The sequence below is a fragment of the Peribacillus psychrosaccharolyticus ATCC 23296 genome, assembly GCF_000305495.1.
Lineage (GTDB): Bacteria > Bacillota > Bacilli > Bacillales > DSM-1321 > Peribacillus > Peribacillus psychrosaccharolyticus.
This window is the reverse complement of record NZ_AJTN02000229.1, coordinates 1-16,215: the sequence shown is the minus strand read 5'-3', so window position 1 is coordinate 16,215 and position 16,215 is coordinate 1. Positions and strand designations below refer to the sequence as shown.

At 38.2% G+C, this 16,215-nt stretch carries 18 protein-coding genes and 3 pseudogenes; 11 read left to right on the top strand and 10 right to left on the bottom strand.

Annotated elements, in window-relative coordinates; genetic code table 11:
* Both hxlA and WYK_RS17545 read left to right on the top strand, forming a co-directional pair.
* A complete protein-coding gene (gene hxlA / locus WYK_RS17550; RefSeq protein WP_040375762.1) occupies positions 1-615 on the top strand; it encodes a 3-hexulose-6-phosphate synthase in 615 nt (204 codons plus the stop codon).
* 8 nt (positions 616-623) lie between these two features.
* Positions 624-818, top strand: a pseudogene (locus WYK_RS17545) (6-phospho-3-hexuloisomerase); the annotation flags it as partial.
* Between the two features lie 249 nt (positions 819-1,067).
* Here the strand turns inward: WYK_RS17545 and WYK_RS17540 are convergent.
* A complete protein-coding gene (locus WYK_RS17540; protein WP_040375761.1) occupies positions 1,068-1,502 on the bottom strand; it encodes an OsmC family protein in 435 nt (144 codons plus the stop codon).
* Between the two features lie 279 nt (positions 1,503-1,781).
* Here WYK_RS17540 and WYK_RS26390 point away from each other — a divergent pair.
* A pseudogene (locus tag WYK_RS26390) lies at positions 1,782-1,885 on the top strand (DUF4158 domain-containing protein); the annotation flags it as partial.
* Between the two features lie 121 nt (positions 1,886-2,006).
* Here the strand turns inward: WYK_RS26390 and WYK_RS17535 are convergent.
* The 4 genes and pseudogenes from WYK_RS17535 to WYK_RS17520 all read right to left on the bottom strand — a co-directional run bounded on the left by WYK_RS17535 (position 2,007) and on the right by WYK_RS17520 (position 4,491).
* Positions 2,007-2,897, bottom strand: a complete 891-nt coding sequence (locus WYK_RS17535; RefSeq protein ID WP_040375760.1) for an aldo/keto reductase — start codon at positions 2,895-2,897, stop codon at positions 2,007-2,009.
* Positions 2,898-3,149: 252 nt separating this feature from the next.
* Positions 3,150-3,866, bottom strand: coding sequence for an SDR family oxidoreductase (locus WYK_RS17530; protein ID WP_040375759.1), 717 nt, complete (start codon positions 3,864-3,866; stop codon positions 3,150-3,152).
* 99 nt (positions 3,867-3,965) lie between these two features.
* Positions 3,966-4,196: pseudogene (locus WYK_RS17525) on the bottom strand (DJ-1/PfpI family protein); the annotation flags it as partial.
* Positions 4,197-4,278: 82 nt separating this feature from the next.
* On the bottom strand, positions 4,279-4,491 hold the full coding sequence (locus WYK_RS17520; protein ID WP_051387639.1) for a hypothetical protein: 213 nt from the start codon (positions 4,489-4,491) through the stop codon (positions 4,279-4,281).
* On the opposite strand from WYK_RS17520, the gene WYK_RS24140 reads away from it, so the two are divergent.
* Complete coding sequence (locus WYK_RS24140; RefSeq protein WP_235782555.1) at positions 4,459-4,788, top strand: four-helix bundle copper-binding protein; 330 nt, start codon at positions 4,459-4,461, stop codon at positions 4,786-4,788. The two genes, WYK_RS17520 and WYK_RS24140, sit on opposite strands and share 33 nt — an antisense overlap.
* A gap of 342 nt (positions 4,789-5,130) precedes the next feature.
* Here WYK_RS24140 and WYK_RS17515 read toward each other — a convergent pair whose 3' ends face one another.
* On the bottom strand, positions 5,131-5,310 hold the full coding sequence (locus tag WYK_RS17515) for a hypothetical protein (RefSeq protein WP_040375758.1): 180 nt from the start codon (positions 5,308-5,310) through the stop codon (positions 5,131-5,133).
* Positions 5,311-5,455: 145 nt separating this feature from the next.
* On the opposite strand from WYK_RS17515, the gene WYK_RS17510 reads away from it, so the two are divergent.
* Positions 5,456-6,193 carry an alpha/beta hydrolase gene (locus WYK_RS17510; RefSeq protein WP_040375757.1) on the top strand — a complete coding sequence of 246 codons (738 nt, stop codon included), beginning with the start codon at positions 5,456-5,458 and terminating at the stop codon, positions 6,191-6,193.
* Positions 6,194-6,221: 28 nt separating this feature from the next.
* Here WYK_RS17510 and WYK_RS17505 read toward each other — a convergent pair whose 3' ends face one another.
* Positions 6,222-6,869, bottom strand: a complete 648-nt coding sequence (locus WYK_RS17505) for an MOSC domain-containing protein (RefSeq protein ID WP_040375756.1) — start codon at positions 6,867-6,869, stop codon at positions 6,222-6,224.
* A gap of 119 nt (positions 6,870-6,988) precedes the next feature.
* Positions 6,989-7,393 carry a DUF4279 domain-containing protein gene (locus WYK_RS17500; RefSeq protein WP_040375793.1) on the bottom strand — a complete coding sequence of 135 codons (405 nt, stop codon included), beginning with the start codon at positions 7,391-7,393 and terminating at the stop codon, positions 6,989-6,991.
* A 579-nt stretch (positions 7,394-7,972) separates the two neighbouring features.
* Here WYK_RS17500 and WYK_RS17495 point away from each other — a divergent pair.
* From WYK_RS17495 to WYK_RS17470, 6 genes are all read left to right on the top strand, one after another.
* Positions 7,973-9,499 (top strand): spore germination protein, encoded by a 1,527-nt coding sequence (locus WYK_RS17495; RefSeq protein ID WP_040375755.1) that lies wholly within the window; start codon positions 7,973-7,975, stop codon positions 9,497-9,499.
* Positions 9,489-10,583 (top strand): GerAB/ArcD/ProY family transporter, encoded by a 1,095-nt coding sequence (locus tag WYK_RS17490; RefSeq protein ID WP_161629153.1) that lies wholly within the window; start codon positions 9,489-9,491, stop codon positions 10,581-10,583. The genes WYK_RS17495 and WYK_RS17490 overlap by 11 nt, the downstream gene beginning before the upstream one ends.
* 7 nt (positions 10,584-10,590) lie before the next feature.
* Positions 10,591-11,751 (top strand): Ger(x)C family spore germination protein, encoded by a 1,161-nt coding sequence (locus tag WYK_RS17485; protein WP_040375754.1) that lies wholly within the window; start codon positions 10,591-10,593, stop codon positions 11,749-11,751.
* A 14-nt stretch (positions 11,752-11,765) separates the two neighbouring features.
* Complete coding sequence (locus WYK_RS17480) at positions 11,766-11,990, top strand: hypothetical protein (protein ID WP_040375753.1); 225 nt, start codon at positions 11,766-11,768, stop codon at positions 11,988-11,990.
* 64 nt (positions 11,991-12,054) lie between these two features.
* Positions 12,055-12,600, top strand: a complete 546-nt coding sequence (locus WYK_RS17475; RefSeq protein WP_040375752.1) for a hypothetical protein — start codon at positions 12,055-12,057, stop codon at positions 12,598-12,600.
* A gap of 270 nt (positions 12,601-12,870) precedes the next feature.
* On the top strand, positions 12,871-13,590 hold the full coding sequence (locus WYK_RS17470; protein WP_040375751.1) for a MerR family transcriptional regulator: 720 nt from the start codon (positions 12,871-12,873) through the stop codon (positions 13,588-13,590).
* Between the two features lie 97 nt (positions 13,591-13,687).
* On the opposite strand, the gene ahpF is transcribed toward WYK_RS17470, so the two are convergent.
* Positions 13,688-15,214, bottom strand: coding sequence for an alkyl hydroperoxide reductase subunit F (gene ahpF / locus WYK_RS17465; RefSeq protein ID WP_040375750.1), 1,527 nt, complete (start codon positions 15,212-15,214; stop codon positions 13,688-13,690).
* Positions 15,215-15,224: 10 nt separating this feature from the next.
* Positions 15,225-15,788: an alkyl hydroperoxide reductase subunit C gene (gene ahpC, locus WYK_RS17460; protein ID WP_040375749.1), complete on the bottom strand. Its 564-nt coding sequence runs from the start codon at positions 15,786-15,788 to the stop codon at positions 15,225-15,227.
* Between the last annotated feature and the right edge of the window lie 427 nt (positions 15,789-16,215).

Genomic DNA, 16,215 nt, shown 5'->3' with positions numbered 1-16,215 from the left:
CTGGATTTAGTAAACATTCAAGAAGGTATTGAATTGGTTAAACAAGTGGAGGAATATGTTGATATCGTAGAAATCGGTACACCAGTGGTTATTAATGAAGGGCTTAGGGCTGTTAAAGAAATGAAAGAAGCTTTCCCTTCTTTGAAAGTATTAGCCGACCTAAAAATTATGGACGCAGCCGGTTTTGAAGTGATGAAAGCATCTGAAGCCGGCGCTGATATCATCACGATTCTTGGTGCAGCTGAAGATATGTCCATCAAAGGGGCTGTTGAAGAAGCTAGAAATCAAGGCAAAAAAATCCTTGTTGATATGATCGCTGTGAAAGATCTTGAAACTCGTGCTAAAGAAGTGGATGCATTTGGCGTCGACTACATCTGTGTGCACACTGGCTACGATCTTCAAGCTGTTGGAAAAAATTCTTTTGAGGACCTTCAAACCATTAAACGTGTTGTAAAAAATGCAAAAACTGCTGTAGCAGGCGGCATAAAATTAGATACACTTCCGGAAGTCATTAAAGCACAACCTGACCTTGTCATTGTTGGTGGAGGTATCACTGGACAAGCTGATATTAAAGGGACAGCTGCCCAAATACAAAAATTAGTAAAACAAGGCTAATATCCATCATGCAGACTTCTCAATATTTAGCTGAAATCATAAAAGAGCTAAATCGTTCAGTAGACTTAATAACTAACGAAGAAGCTGAAAAACTGGTTAATGGGATTCTTGAATCAAAGAAAGTTTTTGTAGCGGGTGCAGGAAGATCCGTGCTTATGGGTAAATCCTTTGCCATGCGAATGATGCACATGGAGATAGTAGCTATGCCTAAAAAATTTTAAAAGTCATCAGGTAACTGCATAACACTAGCTCCTTTTTATTTTTATAAAGGGGACCACCAGCAAAACGCAAATTTACAACGTTAAGGAAATACTAATATTAAAATGCCCAATTTCTCAGCATTAAATTGAGAAATTGGGCTTTTTTCCATACTGTAGATAATGCCTCGTTTGTGGAAGATCGATAAATTTGAACAAAAAAGTGATTATTTTTACATCTTTGGGTGAATCATATCATTTCACAGAAACTTTACCTTGAACTTCAATTTTAACATCAGCTTTTTTCAATATATTTCCAACATCGCACCCTTTATCTGCTGCTTCTGTCGCTCTTTGTGCAGATTGAATTTGTTCTTCAGTCGCGCCAGCAGATAAAACGATGTGAGGATAATGGATAATTTTAAACTCATTATCAGTTATACTTGCCTCAGAGTTCACTGTAAGTTCCGCCACAGGAAGTTTTCTGCTTTCAAGCACAAATGTTAGTGTTGCTGCATAACAAGTTGTTACAGAAGCAACGAGAACCTCTTTTGGATTTGCTCCGTTACCACTACCTCCTAATGATGTTGGAATAGCGATTTTTGTATCAAGATACTCCGCTTTAAGGGTTCCATTCCCTGTTACCCCACCATCCCAAATTGCATTCACATTTATTTTCATATCAGCCATAATTAACACTCCTTCAATATATTAATTGCATATATATCTTGCCTATTCACGTATGTTTTTACTCGATGGGTATCGCAAACACTTCGTTAAAAGACAAGAAGAACATTTTTTACGTTTTAATTTGTACCTACCAATCGGTACAAAAAATAGTTATTTACAAATCACATCGTCGATATTGACCAAAATTTAAATATTATTTTTAATCCTAAATTTCAACTCATGATCATTTTTTCTATGTTGTTAATGATTTTTTCACAAAAAGAACTTGCTACTTACTAAACCTTCTCGCAACATGAATTGGAAATCAGTCATTGTCATCGCGGGACTACAACCGATTAGGCTTTGCCGTCCAATTAGCAGTACTCCGTTATGCGGGAATAACTCGAAAAGGATATTAAATTTCCCCGATAAAAAAACTGTATGGAATAAATTCTACACAGTTTTTTTGAAATTCCTATTAGATTGTCAGCAACACCAACAATATTCCTTCATTAAAGTGAATTTTCAAATAATATCCAATGGCATTTTCCTAGTAGGTTTAGGAAATACTTGATCAATTCTACTGAGATCTTCTTCAGTAATCTCAATTGTTGCTGCTTCAGCATTTGCTAAAACATGTTCATATTGAACCGCTTTTGGAATAGAGATAACGTTATTCGAACGGATGGTCCAAGCAAGAGCGATTTGTAATGGTTGGACATTGTATTTGTCAGCAATATCATGAATAGCTGGATCGTTTAATAGCTGTCTTCTTAAAGAGCCTCCTTGAGCAAGGGGACTGTAGGCCATGATTGGCATGTTATGTTCACACTGCCATGGTAAGAGATCGAAGTCGATTCCTCTTGAACCTAAATGGTATAGCACTTGGTTTGCCACACAATTTTTTCCATTCGTAGTGTTCCATAGCTCTTCCATATCGACCGTGTCAAAATTAGAGACACCCCATCTTATAATTTTCCCTTCTTCACGTAGTTTTTCCATTCCTTCAATTGTATCCTCTAAAGGAACACGTCCTCTCCAGTGGAGAAGATATAAGTCCAAGTGGTCTGTTCCTAGTCGTTTTAAGCTGTTTTCACATGCTTTTGAAATCTTATCTAAACCTGCATGATGGGGATACACTTTTGAGACTAAAAAGACTTCATTTCTGCGTCCTTTAATGGCTTCGCCAACTAAGCGTTCAGAATCGCCATTTCCGTACATTTCAGCAGTGTCAATAAGTGTCATGCCCAATTCTACGCCGAGCTGCAAGGCTTTTATTTCTTTGTCTCTCACTTGGGGATTTTCCCCCATGTACCATGTTCCTTGTCCTAAACTAGGTAAAGAAGTGCCGTCAGGTAGGGTTACCACGTGTTTGGCTAATGCATTTTTAATTTCCGCTCTTTTCTTTTCATCCATTAGGCTCGACCCTTTCTTTTATGTATTTGGGTATCATAGAAGTAGAATGTTAACGTCTCTTAAACTACGCATATATTTAGAATTTCCGTAACCAACAAAGCCATTCTTTATTGCATGTTATGGACATTTCTGCTTCCGTCTGTGCAAAAAAACAAAAGAAAGTGAGGATGGTCTGTAAGTGTCTGACACTTTGAGTCAACCTCACCACTTCTATTCTAAATCAATTTATCAATCGACTTTGATATCAATGGATTAGATCAAATGAGCTCCTCCATCGATAAGAACCGATGTGCCAGTTGTAAACCCATTTTCCGCTAGGTAAACATAGGTTTCAGCTATATCTTTAGGTTTAGCAACACGTCCAACAGGTAATTTCTTAGCAATCCCATGGTACATAATTTGTCTTTCATCTTCTGGCATTCCGCCGTAAAGAGGAGTGTCAACGATACCAGGTGATACCGTGTTTACTCTGATAGGTGCCAGGTCTACTGAAAGTCCTCGTACTAATCCATCGATTGCTGAATTAATGGAAGCTAGAGTCGTTGCACCTTGAGGAGGACGCACACCATATACACCAGAAGTTAATGTAATAGAACTTTCATTATTCAAGTATGGAAGAGCAGCAAGAACCGAAATATACTGCCCCCAGAACTTACTATCAAAAGCCTCTCTTACTGTTGCAACAGGCAGTTCGCTAAAGTGACCCATTGCCCCTTCACCTGCAGTAACCACTAGGTGATCAAATTTTCCAACCTTCTTGAAAAAGCCAGCAACCTTTTCCTCGCTGCGAAAGTCGATTTCATAGCCCTCTGCGTTACCACCAAGCTTCACTTTTGCGTCAGATAATTTTGAAGCAGAACGGCTAGCAATAATGACTTGAGCGGATTCATCGATAAACGCCTTAGCAGCGGCTAAACCAATACCAGATGTACCTCCTAAAACAACCACTCTTTTTCCTTTTAATGACAACGCAATTCCTCCTTTATTCATACGTTTGTTTAACCAACTTACGGATTCTGATTAAAGAATCCGCAAGTTAAATATATTTATGTTTTTACATCACCATTGTTATTTAGCTAAAAGTTTTAGTGATTCACGATTGAATGCTGGAATATCTTTTGGTTCTCGACTTGTTACAATATTTTTGCTGATGACAACTTCTTCGTCTTTAAAATTTGCACCAGCATTTTTCAAATCGTTGCGAATGGATTTATAGCCAGTGATGTCAACACCTTTTAAAAGGTCTGTATCGATTAACACTTGTGGTCCATGACAAATGGCAAAAACAGGTTTTTCATCCCATTTTCTCGTTCAGCTATCACCCACTTTATCATCAGTGTGTCCTTTTTCAGTTCTTTTATAAGTTAAATCACGAGCTAATTTAGCCATTGTATTGCTCCTCCTGAAAAATTTTCAGTAGCCAATTTTTTCCCGCTTTTTCTAGAAAAACTATTATTTGAGCTCCATCAAAAAGTGTTTCTCCTGCAATTCTCTTATAAAAAGGAATGGTCTCAGATTTAGAAATTAGATTCACATGTCCATCACAATCATTTTCTAAACTATACTGACATGCGAAAGCCACAAGGTTATCCAAGCTTGTTTAGACTGCATAAAGGCATGTAATACCTGCTATGACGCCTGTTTAAACGAAGAAGATGTTAAAATGATGGTCCCATGTATTCGAATGGACCGAGAATGTGCTGATATTTGTGCATTTGCCGTAAAATCAATGGAAACCAATAGCCCATTTATACAACAAATCTGCCAAGTCTGTGCCGAAATTTGTGAAGCTTGTGGAAACGAATGCAAACAACATAACCATGAACACTGCCAAAAATGTGCAGAAGCATGCTTTACCTGTGCAGAAGCATGCCGCAAAATGATTACCTAATAATATTAAAGCCGACTATTTCTATTTAGAAGAAAATAGTCGGCTTTTTAATTCAGCTTATTCACATCTAGGTTTTTAGAAGCCTTCTTAATACCCCCACCGGTATCCTGTTTAGCTGTTTATTTTAAAATGACTCGCTTTCTTTGATCGCTGCCTAATTTAGGTGGGGAACTCACTATGTTTTTCCTGGTAAACTCATTATTCCCATCTGAGATCCGTATTCCCGACCGTACCTATCATATTCCCGTCTGGACATCTAGAAGCCTTCTTAAATACCCCCATTGGTATCTCGTTTAGCTTTTTTTTATGCTCACATCCCGTGAAGAATTACTACTTTTTCTTTTATTTTTCAGGATGTTTCACTTTTATTGAAACGACTTCTCCGCAGTCTAAACAAACGGTAAAGATTCTCTCAGAACCAATGGACAGTTTCTTATCCATAGGGCGAAGATTTACGAAATCCATTGCTTGTACAAATGAATTCCCTCCACAACTTTTACATTCCATTTCTAAATCAGTCATTTTTTATTCCTCCTTTTATCTCTCTTTTTACGTTTATTAGTGTAATAGGTTTCATGTCCTACTTACGTTTTCTAACATATTGACAGTTCCCGTTTGAAGTACTTTCATATAAACTTAAAGAATATGGATAATGGGAGGAAATTGCATGAGAAAATTTCTAAAGATTTGTGGCTTACTTGTAGTCATTCTTCTCGCTGGCGGTTTTGCGGGGTTTTATATCTGGTCGCAATTTACGTACGATGGTACGGATCAGTTAGAAGCACTTGTCCCAATTGATGAGATCGACGTGGTCGATAATTGGCTGGTACTCACCCCGAAGGAGAAAGCAAAAGGCGGGATTGTATTATATCCAGGTGCTAAAGTAGAACCTGCTGCCTATCGGTATTATGCACAAGGATTGGCTGATGCCGGCTATCTGGTTGTTATTCCACAAATGACATTTAATTTCGCTATCTTTAATCAAAATATTGCGGAGGATGTAATGGAGCAATACCCTGAGATAGATAATTGGTATGTAGAGGGTCATTCTCTTGGGGGTGTGGCTGCATCAGATTTTGCCTATACACATCAAGAAGAGATTAGAGGTGTTATTTTGCTCGGTTCCTATCCGGCTGATTCAACTGACTTCTCTGATACTGACATACCGATGCTTTCATTATTCGCCGAACATGATGGATTATCCACCCCAGAAAAAATTGAAGAAACGAAATCTTTATTATCTACCGATGTATTATTACATCAAATTGAAGGCGGTAATCATGCTGGTTTCGGGATGTATGGATCACAAAAAGGAGATAATGATGCTACAATCTCTGTAAAAGAACAACAGGATGAAATGATTAAAACGACTACGGATTGGCTCAATAAATATGATGAAGAATAACCCTTCCACTCCTGCAGAAGGGTTATTTTCACTTGGAGTATTGCTTTAACAGGCTGCTCCGTAAACTAGAAGATAAGGCATCCACTGCTAAAACTTTTTCAAGCTTTTCTTTATTCATTTTATCAAAGAACTTCACGTCATTTACCAACGAAACAGGTACTTGCTCTGCATGTGGTTCCAAAAGCACTAGGTTATCTTGTTGACATACGTTTCCTTCTTCTAAAACTCTAAATAGAAATCCAGTATAGCCAGTGTCTCTCATTCGTACAACCAAATCTGGGACCTCATATTTGGCTGCTAATTTATAGCAAGGATTCCTTGGTTCAGATACTTGGATAACTGCCCCTCCGAATGAAAAAATATCCCCAATGTGTGCACGTTCCTCAGTCAGCCCCACAACCGTTATATTTTCACCAAACAAGGCCGTTTCTTCCATTTTAGCTAAAATGCCATCCCAATACTCATAGTAATCATACGGATACAAACATAGTGCTTTATCTTCGCCTCCATGATCTTTAAAGGCCTGCTCATCACCTTTTAAGCCCATTTTCCCTAAAAAGACAGGCTCATTAATCGATTGTTTTCGAATAGCAGATTCAAAACTACGCTCCCCATAAGTATGTTTTTCAATCTTCCCTATGTTAAGTGACTTTACCTGGTAACTTAATTTCTCCATAAAATCCCCCTTCTCGTTTTATCTCCATTTTATCCTAAATAAACCAGATTTTCTATGGTCACAAATAAAACCTCTATACTATCAATTTAAATCAGCTAAATAGTTTTAAGGTGATTTCTTTAACTAAATACATATAAATCAAATTGGATCTCTGCTTGTACTGCACTTGAAAAATCTATAATGTTTTTCTTTAAATACATGGCTGGTTTTTCATCATTTTCTATTTGAATGACAATCATAAAAAGAAACTCTAAACGATATTTCTTTTTAAGTTGTTTTAATTCTTTTGTTTTTTCTTCAAGAGATTTTAGAATCTGACTCAACTGATCGTTAATATCGTAAGACTCTTGGTATCCAGTGCTTACAGTCCAATCCGTCTCTCTTCTCCGTCTAATGTAAGTCGATACAAGGTTAGGGGTAACGATAATATCCCCCTTGTTGTAAGTTTTTGTGGGTTCAATACCGAGAACATCTGTTACATTCTCCACAGGAAATTCATCCCCAAACGCACTAAAATTAGCCATTACTTTTGTTTTCGCCAAATTATTTCATCCCCTATTTATTTTCGATTTCATACTAATACTTCATTTCCTCTCTTTCTCCCTCTAACCTAAGTCTTTTCCGTACAAACAACCTTTATAAATATACCACTGGGTTTATGTACAACATCCTCGTTATAGATTTTATACCTCAATGACCATATAACTTTATATTTTCAGGGATAGTCAAGAATTGTAGTCACTTCTGATTTTATTCCGAAATTTTTTAGAGACCTAACTAGTTCTTTAGCTATACCAAGACCCTGTTTTTCTGGAATAACTGATAGTCTAATGAATAAGTATCATCCCGATTGGCTGATTACCGACATTTCTACAGTTTCTCCAAAGCACTTCTAGGTGGTACTGCATCCTTAAATGTTCCATAAAATTCGTGTACGATTGATCCCTCTCTCCTCAGCTTATTAGATCTCTACCTTATCCCCTCCTCATAGTAAATCATTCAGGTGTCAGAATATTCTATCTTCCACCTTTTTTACATAATCAGTCGGACTATGGAAAAAATGAACAGTATACATATATCGTATTTTTGAAAGTGGGTTTGTTATGCCTTTCCGCCGTTCCAATCAAAAAAATAGTCTTCATTCTAATCAACTTTCTTCTGATTTAAGCAAGAATATACATACATTCAAAAATGCTTTCGAGGATTGCTCAGATATCGTATATCGTCCGTTTTTGATTAATGGTGAACGAAAAGCTATGATGATTTATTTTGTAGGGATGGTTGACTTTGCAGAACTAGATACAAATGTTCTGTCACGATTAATGGAAAAGAATGAGTCAAAGGAAAGAAATGTGACGCAGTGGATACAAGAAAAATTATCTGTTGCCAAGGTAACGGAAGTGACACTCATTGACGAGTGCATCCAGGAGATTTCAACGGGAAGTACACTATTACTTGTCGATCAAGAACAAATTGGTGCGGCTATTCAACTTGTTGGATATGAGAAACGTTCGATAGAAGAGCCTTCTTCTGAGCAGGTGGTGAAAGGTCCGCGTGATGGCTTTACTGAAACCATCAGCGTAAATGTTGCTTTAATTAGACGAAGAATCAAAGATCCTAACTTAAAGATGAAAACGTTGAAAATCGGACGGAGCAGTCAAACAGATGTCTCCATGATGTATATAAAAGATCTTGCTAATGAAACATTAGTTGAAGAAGTCTATAACCGATTGAAACGCATTGATATCGATGGAGTCATAGAAACACAATATATAGAGGAGTTAATTGAAGATCACCCTACCTCTCCCTTTCCGCAGATTCTTAGCACAGAACGTCCTGATACGTGTGCTGCAAGTCTATTGGAAGGAAGAGTGATTATGCTTGTAGATGGAAGTCCCTTTGTGATGATTGCTCCAACTACGCTTTTATCACTACTTCAATCAAGCGAAGATTATTATCAGAGATATGTATTAGGTTCAGCGATTCGACTATTGCGTTTTTTATACGTTGGGATTTCTTTACTGCTCCCGTCGCTATATGTGGCTGTTTTAAGCTATCATCAAGAAATGCTGCCAACTAAATTGATTATAAGTATTTCGACATCTCGGGAAATCGTTCCATTCCCTGCCATTGTTGAAGCATTAATTATGGAAGTTACCTTTGAAGCTCTCCGTGAAGCTGGGGTTAGGCTGCCAAAACAGATTGGCTCAGCCGTCAGTATTGCCGGTGCATTGGTTATTGGTCAAGCAGCCATTCAGGCTGGGATCGTTTCACCCCCAATGGTGATGGTTGTAGCATTAACTGGAATCGCCTCCTTTACGATTCCTAGATATAACCTAGGAGCAACATTTAGACTATTACGTTTCCCGATGATTGTTCTCGCGGGTACTCTAGGAATTCTTGGAATCATGCTTGGGCTGCTCCTCATTCTTACTCATCTATGCACCTTAAGATCATTCGGGGTGCCGTATCTATCAGGCATGGCCCCTATGCAAAAAACAAGTATGAAGGATTTCCTCATTCGCGCACCATGGTGGATGCAGTCAACACGTCCCCATTTCACTGGGAAGTACAACAAATTCAGACAAGGACCTAATCAAAAACCAGGTCCCCAACAAGGTGGAGATTAACCTGAACAGATCGGAAAAAATATCGTCCTTTCAATTAGGGATATTAATTTACGCAGCTATAGCCGTTACGGCCATTCTATATTTACCCGCATCGAGCTATAGTTCTGCCGAACGAGATTTTTGGTTTTCTCCGATTATTTCTTCTCTATTTGGTATTCTTACCATCTTTTCCGTCACCAAATTAGGAAGCTATTATCCACATGATACCTTAATCCAATACAGTGGAAAGATCATCGGGAAAATAGCGGGGAAAATTTGGGGAGCCCTTTTCCTCATTTACACATTAAGTATAGCTATTCAAGTAACCTGGCAGTATGGTGAGTTTGTCAATGCATACTTTCTTCCTCGTACTCCTCGCGTTGTTGTACTTGGAAGTATGGCTTTCATTTGTGCCTATGCTATTCGTCAAGGTGTCGAGGTAATTGCAAGGCTTGCTCAGATTCTTACTCCAATTATTATTCTTGCATTCATTTTCGTATTTATCCTTCTTCTCCCAGACGTGGATTTAAATCATATTCAGCCCATCTTTGGTAACGGGCTGCTGCCGGCTATTAAAGGCTCATTTTTCTCCAATCTTTGGTTTGGTGAATTCATTGTCCTTGCTTTTTTTCTGCCTTCTCTAAAAGATCAGAAAAACATAAAAAAATGGTCATTTATTTCCTTACTGTTAGTCACAATGACCATGGTCTTGATGAATATTATTGCACTCCTTGCCTTAGGAAATTCAACGGGCGAGTTAAATGCCCCACTCATTAATGCCGTTCAGTATATCGATATCGGCAATTTCTTGTCCCATATCGAAGCGGTGGTTATGGCCTTTTGGATTGCCGGTGCGTTTATTAAAATAAATGTCTTCTATTATGTTCTTACAGTAGGCACTTCTCAATGGCTAAATCTTACTGACTATCGACCGATCGTGATTCCTATTTTATTTTTAAATGTATTGCTGGCCATTTGGTTCGTGCCAAATGTTTCTGCCTATCAGGTATTCATGCATACGATTGATGGAATAGTAGGTCCAATCATCTATACGTTTCTCCCCTTATTTCTCCTTTTTATCGCTTTTATAAGGAAAGGATGGTAAGACAGTCATGACAACCATACGGATTGTATTTATTTTAATGAGCTGTTTGCTGCTTACTGGATGCTGGGACCGAAATGAGCTAAATGAAATTGCTTTAGTAAGAGGAATCGGTATTGATATCTTGAATAATGGGCAAATAGAAGTAAGTGTTGAAATATCGGTTCCGAAAGCTCCAAGTGGAAGTGGAGGTGGAGGTGAAAGCGATGGAATGGCTCAAGGCAGTGGGGGTATTACACTACCCACCGTTCGAACAGGACGCGGTGTGACCATTCCAGATGCTTTAGAGAAACTTCAAGAAGTCATTCCTCGGAAAATTTTCTGGGGACACACAGAGGTTATTATTATCAATGAAAACCTTGCAAAGACTGGTCTGCGGGACAAAATGGATTATTTTATGAGGAATCCGCGCTTCCGTCTTCACGCATTTGTATTTGTTACAAAAGGTAAGGCCAAGGATATGTTAGGATTAGAGACTTCTCTTTACAGTCCTTCAGAAGTACTTACAGATTTTTCCGAAGAAAAAGTCATGTTACATGTTACATTAATAAATTTACTAGACATGCTTAATTCAGGAGATGCTGCTATTCCTATGATAAAAAAGGTTCCACCACAAAAGAAATCCAAACCTACCCAAACCATTCCGTTTATCAAAAGTTCAGCCGTTTTCAAAAATGATAAGATGGTAGGTACCATTAGTGACAAATTAACTAGGGGCGTGAAATGGATCCAAAATGATATAGAGGAAACCCAAGTGACTGTAAATTCCAAAAAAGGGGAAGGATATATTTCCATGACTCTTCTGCGGGCCGAGACGAAGCTTGAACCAGTCATTAAGAAGGATGGGAAATGGAAAATGATCATCAAGGCTCGTACAGATGACGATATTATCTTGAACGAAAGTCATTTAAACTTAAAGGACCCCCAAAATATCAAGATTGTTAAAAAAGCACTAGAAAAGAAGCTAACAGCACGTTTGCAACATGCCTTAGACAAAGTACAAAAGGATTATAAAGCAGACGTATTTGGATTTGGTGAAGCTTTTCACCGAAAATATCCAAAGCAATGGAAAGAATCAAAGGATCATTGGGATGAAATATACCCTAACCTAGAAGTGGAACTTGACATCCATGCTAACGTACTTAGAACCGGAGCGGGTTCAGCACATTAATGAGGTGAACGGATATGAAATGGGTATTTAGTATAGCAATCACATTCATGGTTGCTCTCATTGCCTTGTTTGAATGGCCCCAATTGAGAAAGAATAAAAAGAAGGAAAAGAAATTATTTTTTATTATCCTGGCAATCGATTGGCTTTTTGCAACTATTCTTCTTTTTTATCCAGACCTGCCCAGTCCCTATCTTAAGCTGATACCTTTAGCAGATTACATGGAAAATATACTGAAATGAAAAGGAATCTAACTACCCTCGTCGAATACTACTGAAGAATGTGTTATTTGAGGAGGATCCTTTTATGAAGAGACAGGCATGTACAGTAATGATTTTTACCATTGCCCTTTTAGCAGGCTGCAGAGAAGAGACAGATCACATTCCAGAAGTAGCAGGGACCACTACTTCACAAACAGACATAACGAAACGACTAGAACAACAAGTAGAGAGCCTGATTGAACAAAGAGATCAATCCATCCTCGTACAAGAAGCATTTGCTGAGACGAGTTCGCTTTCCTTTGATTTTATGACAGCTTTGAAAACTGCTGATGTTTCCCTGCTAAAATCCGTCATTTCTTCTGAATTTGAATATAAAATTACGGATGATCAGTGGTTATATAAATTAAGTGAAGAAATTGACGGCAAGTCTCACATTACGATTTATGATAAAAAGAAAGAAATTGATAGTTGGCATATAACGTACTACGGAGCACAGGATGACATAATAGGCAATAGCATTCGTGTATTCATCCAAGGAAATGACGAGTCAGGACCCCCTGCGATGATTAATTTAAACTTTAAACAGTTTGATGGTCAGTGGAAAATCATTGGGTTAAACACGGATGTTTAACTTCGAAAGAATCAGCTCAGATGTTATAGCTGTTCTTACAGATTTATAATTACATTTTCAACTGCTCATTTCTTAGAATACTCTCCCCTAACATCCCACATAAAGTCTCTCGACGAACTGTACCCCAATGATTAGACACTTAATCGAACAATTGGAGGTGCAGTTTTCTATGCCTAGATTTACATCATAAGGCGAACAATAGATAAATTTCATGTTGACTCTAACGTTACGTCATGTTTTATAGTTAGTAAGTGAAGGGAGTCGCGAGCAATGAAAGTAAAAAAAGTATCACAGTTAACTGGTATCAGTGTACGTACACTTCATTATTATGACGACATTGGCTTGCTTACACCGGATAATACGACCGAGGCTGGATACCGGCTTTATTCGGAAGATAATTTGGCAACGTTGCAGCAAATATTGTTCTTTCGTGAACTCGACTTTCCTTTAAAACAGATAAAGGAGCTGCTGACAAGTCCTACGTTTGACAGGCAGAAAGCCTTTGAATTACAGCGTAAAATGCTCATCAGAAAACGTATACATCTTGATGGGATGATCCAAACCATTGAGAAGACAATCCAAAATGGAAAGGGTGAATTAGTAATGACAAACGAAGAGAAGTTTGAAGGCTTTGATTTTAGCAAAAACCCCTACGAACAAGAAGCCAGGGAGCGTTGGGGTGACAAAGCAGTAGATGAAGCGAATAAAAAAGGACCGGAACTAAGAGAAAAAATGAACGAAATTTACATTAAACTAGCAGGTCTTCGCCATTTACCCCCAGAATCACCTCAAGCACAAGCGGGAATTGAACAATGGTTCACTTATTTGAATCAAATGGGCACATACTCATTAGCGGCCTTCGCAAGTTTAGGACAAATGTACGTAGATGACGAACGATTTAAGAAGAATATCGATCAGTTCGGCGAGGGGCTGGCGGAGTTTATGCGTGATGCTATGAAGATGTATGCTAAATTAAATAATGGTAAGTAGAACTTTGGAAGACTCCCTATCCATTGAGCTCACACGAAATTAAACTAACTAAAAAACCCAATTTCTCAATTTGAAGACTGAGAAATTGGGTATATCTTTAATTTCGGATTAGATAATCGAATGCACCTAAGGCAGCAGTCGCACCGGATCCCATGGAAATAATAATCTGTTTATATGCACTGTTCGTACAGTCGCCTGCAGCAAACACTCCAGGTAAGTTTGTAGCTCCACGTTTGTCTACAACGATTTCACCACGTTCACGTTCAATCGTTTCACCTAACCAATCGGTATTTGGTACAAGACCGATTTGAACAAACACACCCTGCAACTCAATATGACTGGCTTCTCCTGTATCGCGGTCAACGTACGTAATCCCATTAACTTTGTCAGTACCAGTAATTTCTTTGGTTTGAGCATTCTTTATGACAGTTACATTAGGCAGACTGTAAAGCCGATCCTGCAGGACAGAGTCTGCTTTCAGCTCTGACGAATATTCAAGAACTGTTACATGTTTCACAATGCCTGCTAGATCAATCGCTGCCTCAATACCAGAATTACCGCCGCCAATAACGGCGACGTGTTTTCCTGCGAACAATGGACCGTCACAATGAGGACAGTAGGCTACCCCTTTGTTCTTGAATTCTGCTTCGCCAGGTACACCAACATTGCGCCAGCGGGCACCTGTTGAAAGGATGACTGCTTTACTCTTTAAAACAGCCCCGTTTTCAAGTTCAATTTCAATCAATTCTTTCTTTTCTAATCTTTTAGCACGCTGTAAATTCATGATATCAATGTCATACTCTTTCACATGTTCCTCAAGAGTTGCTGCGAGCTTAGGACCTTCAGTATAATTCATACTGATAAAGTTCTCAATACCCATGGTGTCCATGATTTGACCGCCAAAGCGTTCAGCCACAATACCTGTACGAATACCTTTACGTGCTGCATAGATTGCTGCACTCGCACCGGCTGGACCTCCCCCAACGACAAGCATATCGAATGGTTCTTTATTCGCCAGCTCTGAGGCATCAGGAGTACTACCTATTTTGGCAAGCATTTCTTCAAGTGTCATGCGTCCACTTCCAAAAGATTCCCCATTTAGGAAAACCGTAGGTACTGCCATTATATTTTTGCTTTCCACTTCTTCTTTGAAAGCTGCACCGTCAATCATGGTATGTGTTATGCCAGGATTCAGTATGCTCATCAAGTTCAGTGCCTGTACAACATCAGGACAATTGTGGCAAGTCAGACTAATATACGATTCAAAGTGATAGTCGCCTTTAATACTTTTCACTTGATCTATTACTTTTTGGTCAACCTTTGGAGCTCTTCCGCTAACCTGCAGCAGAGATAATACTAATGAAGTAAATTCATGTCCCAAAGGGATACCAGCAAACGTTACCCCGGTGTCTTCGCCGATACGATTCACACTAAAACTTGGTGTTCTTTGTAATTCTGTTTTCTCTATCTTGATTTTGGATGACATAGATGCTAATTCGCCTACTAGTTCTAGCATTTCAGAAGATACATTATCTGAGCCTGCACTAACTTTTAGGAGCACTTCGCCTTCCAAAAGTTCAAGATATTGAGCTAATTGCCCTTTTATATCTGTATCTAACATTATATCGCGCTCCTTAAATCTTTCCTACAAGATCGAGGCTCGGCTTAAGTGTACCAGAACCTTCTTTCCATTTTGCTGGGCAAACTTCACCCGGATTATTACGAACATATTGAGCTGCTTTAATTTTATCAACAAGCGTACTTGCATCACGGCCAATGCCATCTGCATTAATTTCAACTGTTTGGATGATACCATCTGGATCGATGATAAACGTACCACGATCAGCAAGACCTTCCTCTTCAATTAAAACATCAAAGTTACGACAAAGTGTATGTGATGGATCCCCGATCATCGTATACGTAACTTTACCAATTGCATCTGAAGTATCGTGCCATGCTTTATGTGTAAAATGAGTATCAGCTGAAACAGAATATACTTCCGCTCCAAGTGATTTCAATGTTTCGTAATTATCTTGTAAATCTTCAAGCTCTGTTGGGCAGACGTATGTAAAGTCTGCTGGATAAAAACAAACTACACTCCATTGACCTTTAAAGTTGGCTTCTGTAACTTCAACAAATTCACCATTTTTGAAAGCTTGTGATTTAAACGGTAGTATTTCTTTTCCTATTAATGACATAAGTAAGTTCCTCCTAGATGTTTGTGATGGATAATTAAAACAATAATTAATTATAATAATTATAATTATGTTCTTATTATTATATAAAAAATTGTTATTTGTCAATAATATTAAACTACACCATTCATTTTTAAATATTCATTCCAGATCAATCGAAATAATGAATGATTTTAAGGTAGTACCTTTGAACCAAGTAAAAGATTACAGTTATATTGGCGCAACGCCCTTGCCTTGTCCCCCGATAAACACACTAAACTCTTCTTAAAAACACTATGCACTTATAACATTATTGGCAGATACCGTCTGTCTTTAATTATCCGTTTTTCGAATCCTAATCCGCTTCGAAATGGTTCTTCGTATCGTCAACTTCTCAAATTATCGACACAACTGATAATCACATAAGATGGAAAAAGCTGAACATCAAAAG

Bases quoted from the DNA above. Each gene is read 5' to 3' on its own strand.
- WYK_RS17540 (WP_040375761.1), bottom strand. From the start codon at position 1,502: ATGGCTGATATGAAAATAAATGTGAATGCAATTTGGGATGGTGGGGTA.
- WYK_RS17535 (WP_040375760.1), bottom strand. From the start codon at position 2,897: ATGGATGAAAAGAAAAGAGCGGAAATTAAAAATGCATTAGCCAAACAC.
- WYK_RS17515 (WP_040375758.1), bottom strand. From the start codon at position 5,310: ATGACTGATTTAGAAATGGAATGTAAAAGTTGTGGAGGGAATTCATTT.
- WYK_RS17510 (WP_040375757.1), top strand. From the start codon at position 5,456: ATGAGAAAATTTCTAAAGATTTGTGGCTTACTTGTAGTCATTCTTCTC.
- WYK_RS17505 (WP_040375756.1), bottom strand. From the start codon at position 6,869: ATGGAGAAATTAAGTTACCAGGTAAAGTCACTTAACATAGGGAAGATT.
- WYK_RS17500 (WP_040375793.1), bottom strand. From the start codon at position 7,393: ATGGCTAATTTTAGTGCGTTTGGGGATGAATTTCCTGTGGAGAATGTA.
- WYK_RS17495 (WP_040375755.1), top strand. From the start codon at position 7,973: ATGCCTTTCCGCCGTTCCAATCAAAAAAATAGTCTTCATTCTAATCAA.
- WYK_RS17485 (WP_040375754.1), top strand. From the start codon at position 10,591: ATGACAACCATACGGATTGTATTTATTTTAATGAGCTGTTTGCTGCTT.
- WYK_RS17480 (WP_040375753.1), top strand. From the start codon at position 11,766: ATGAAATGGGTATTTAGTATAGCAATCACATTCATGGTTGCTCTCATT.
- WYK_RS17475 (WP_040375752.1), top strand. From the start codon at position 12,055: ATGAAGAGACAGGCATGTACAGTAATGATTTTTACCATTGCCCTTTTA.
- WYK_RS17470 (WP_040375751.1), top strand. From the start codon at position 12,871: ATGAAAGTAAAAAAAGTATCACAGTTAACTGGTATCAGTGTACGTACA.
- ahpC (WP_040375749.1), bottom strand. From the start codon at position 15,788: ATGTCATTAATAGGAAAAGAAATACTACCGTTTAAATCACAAGCTTTC.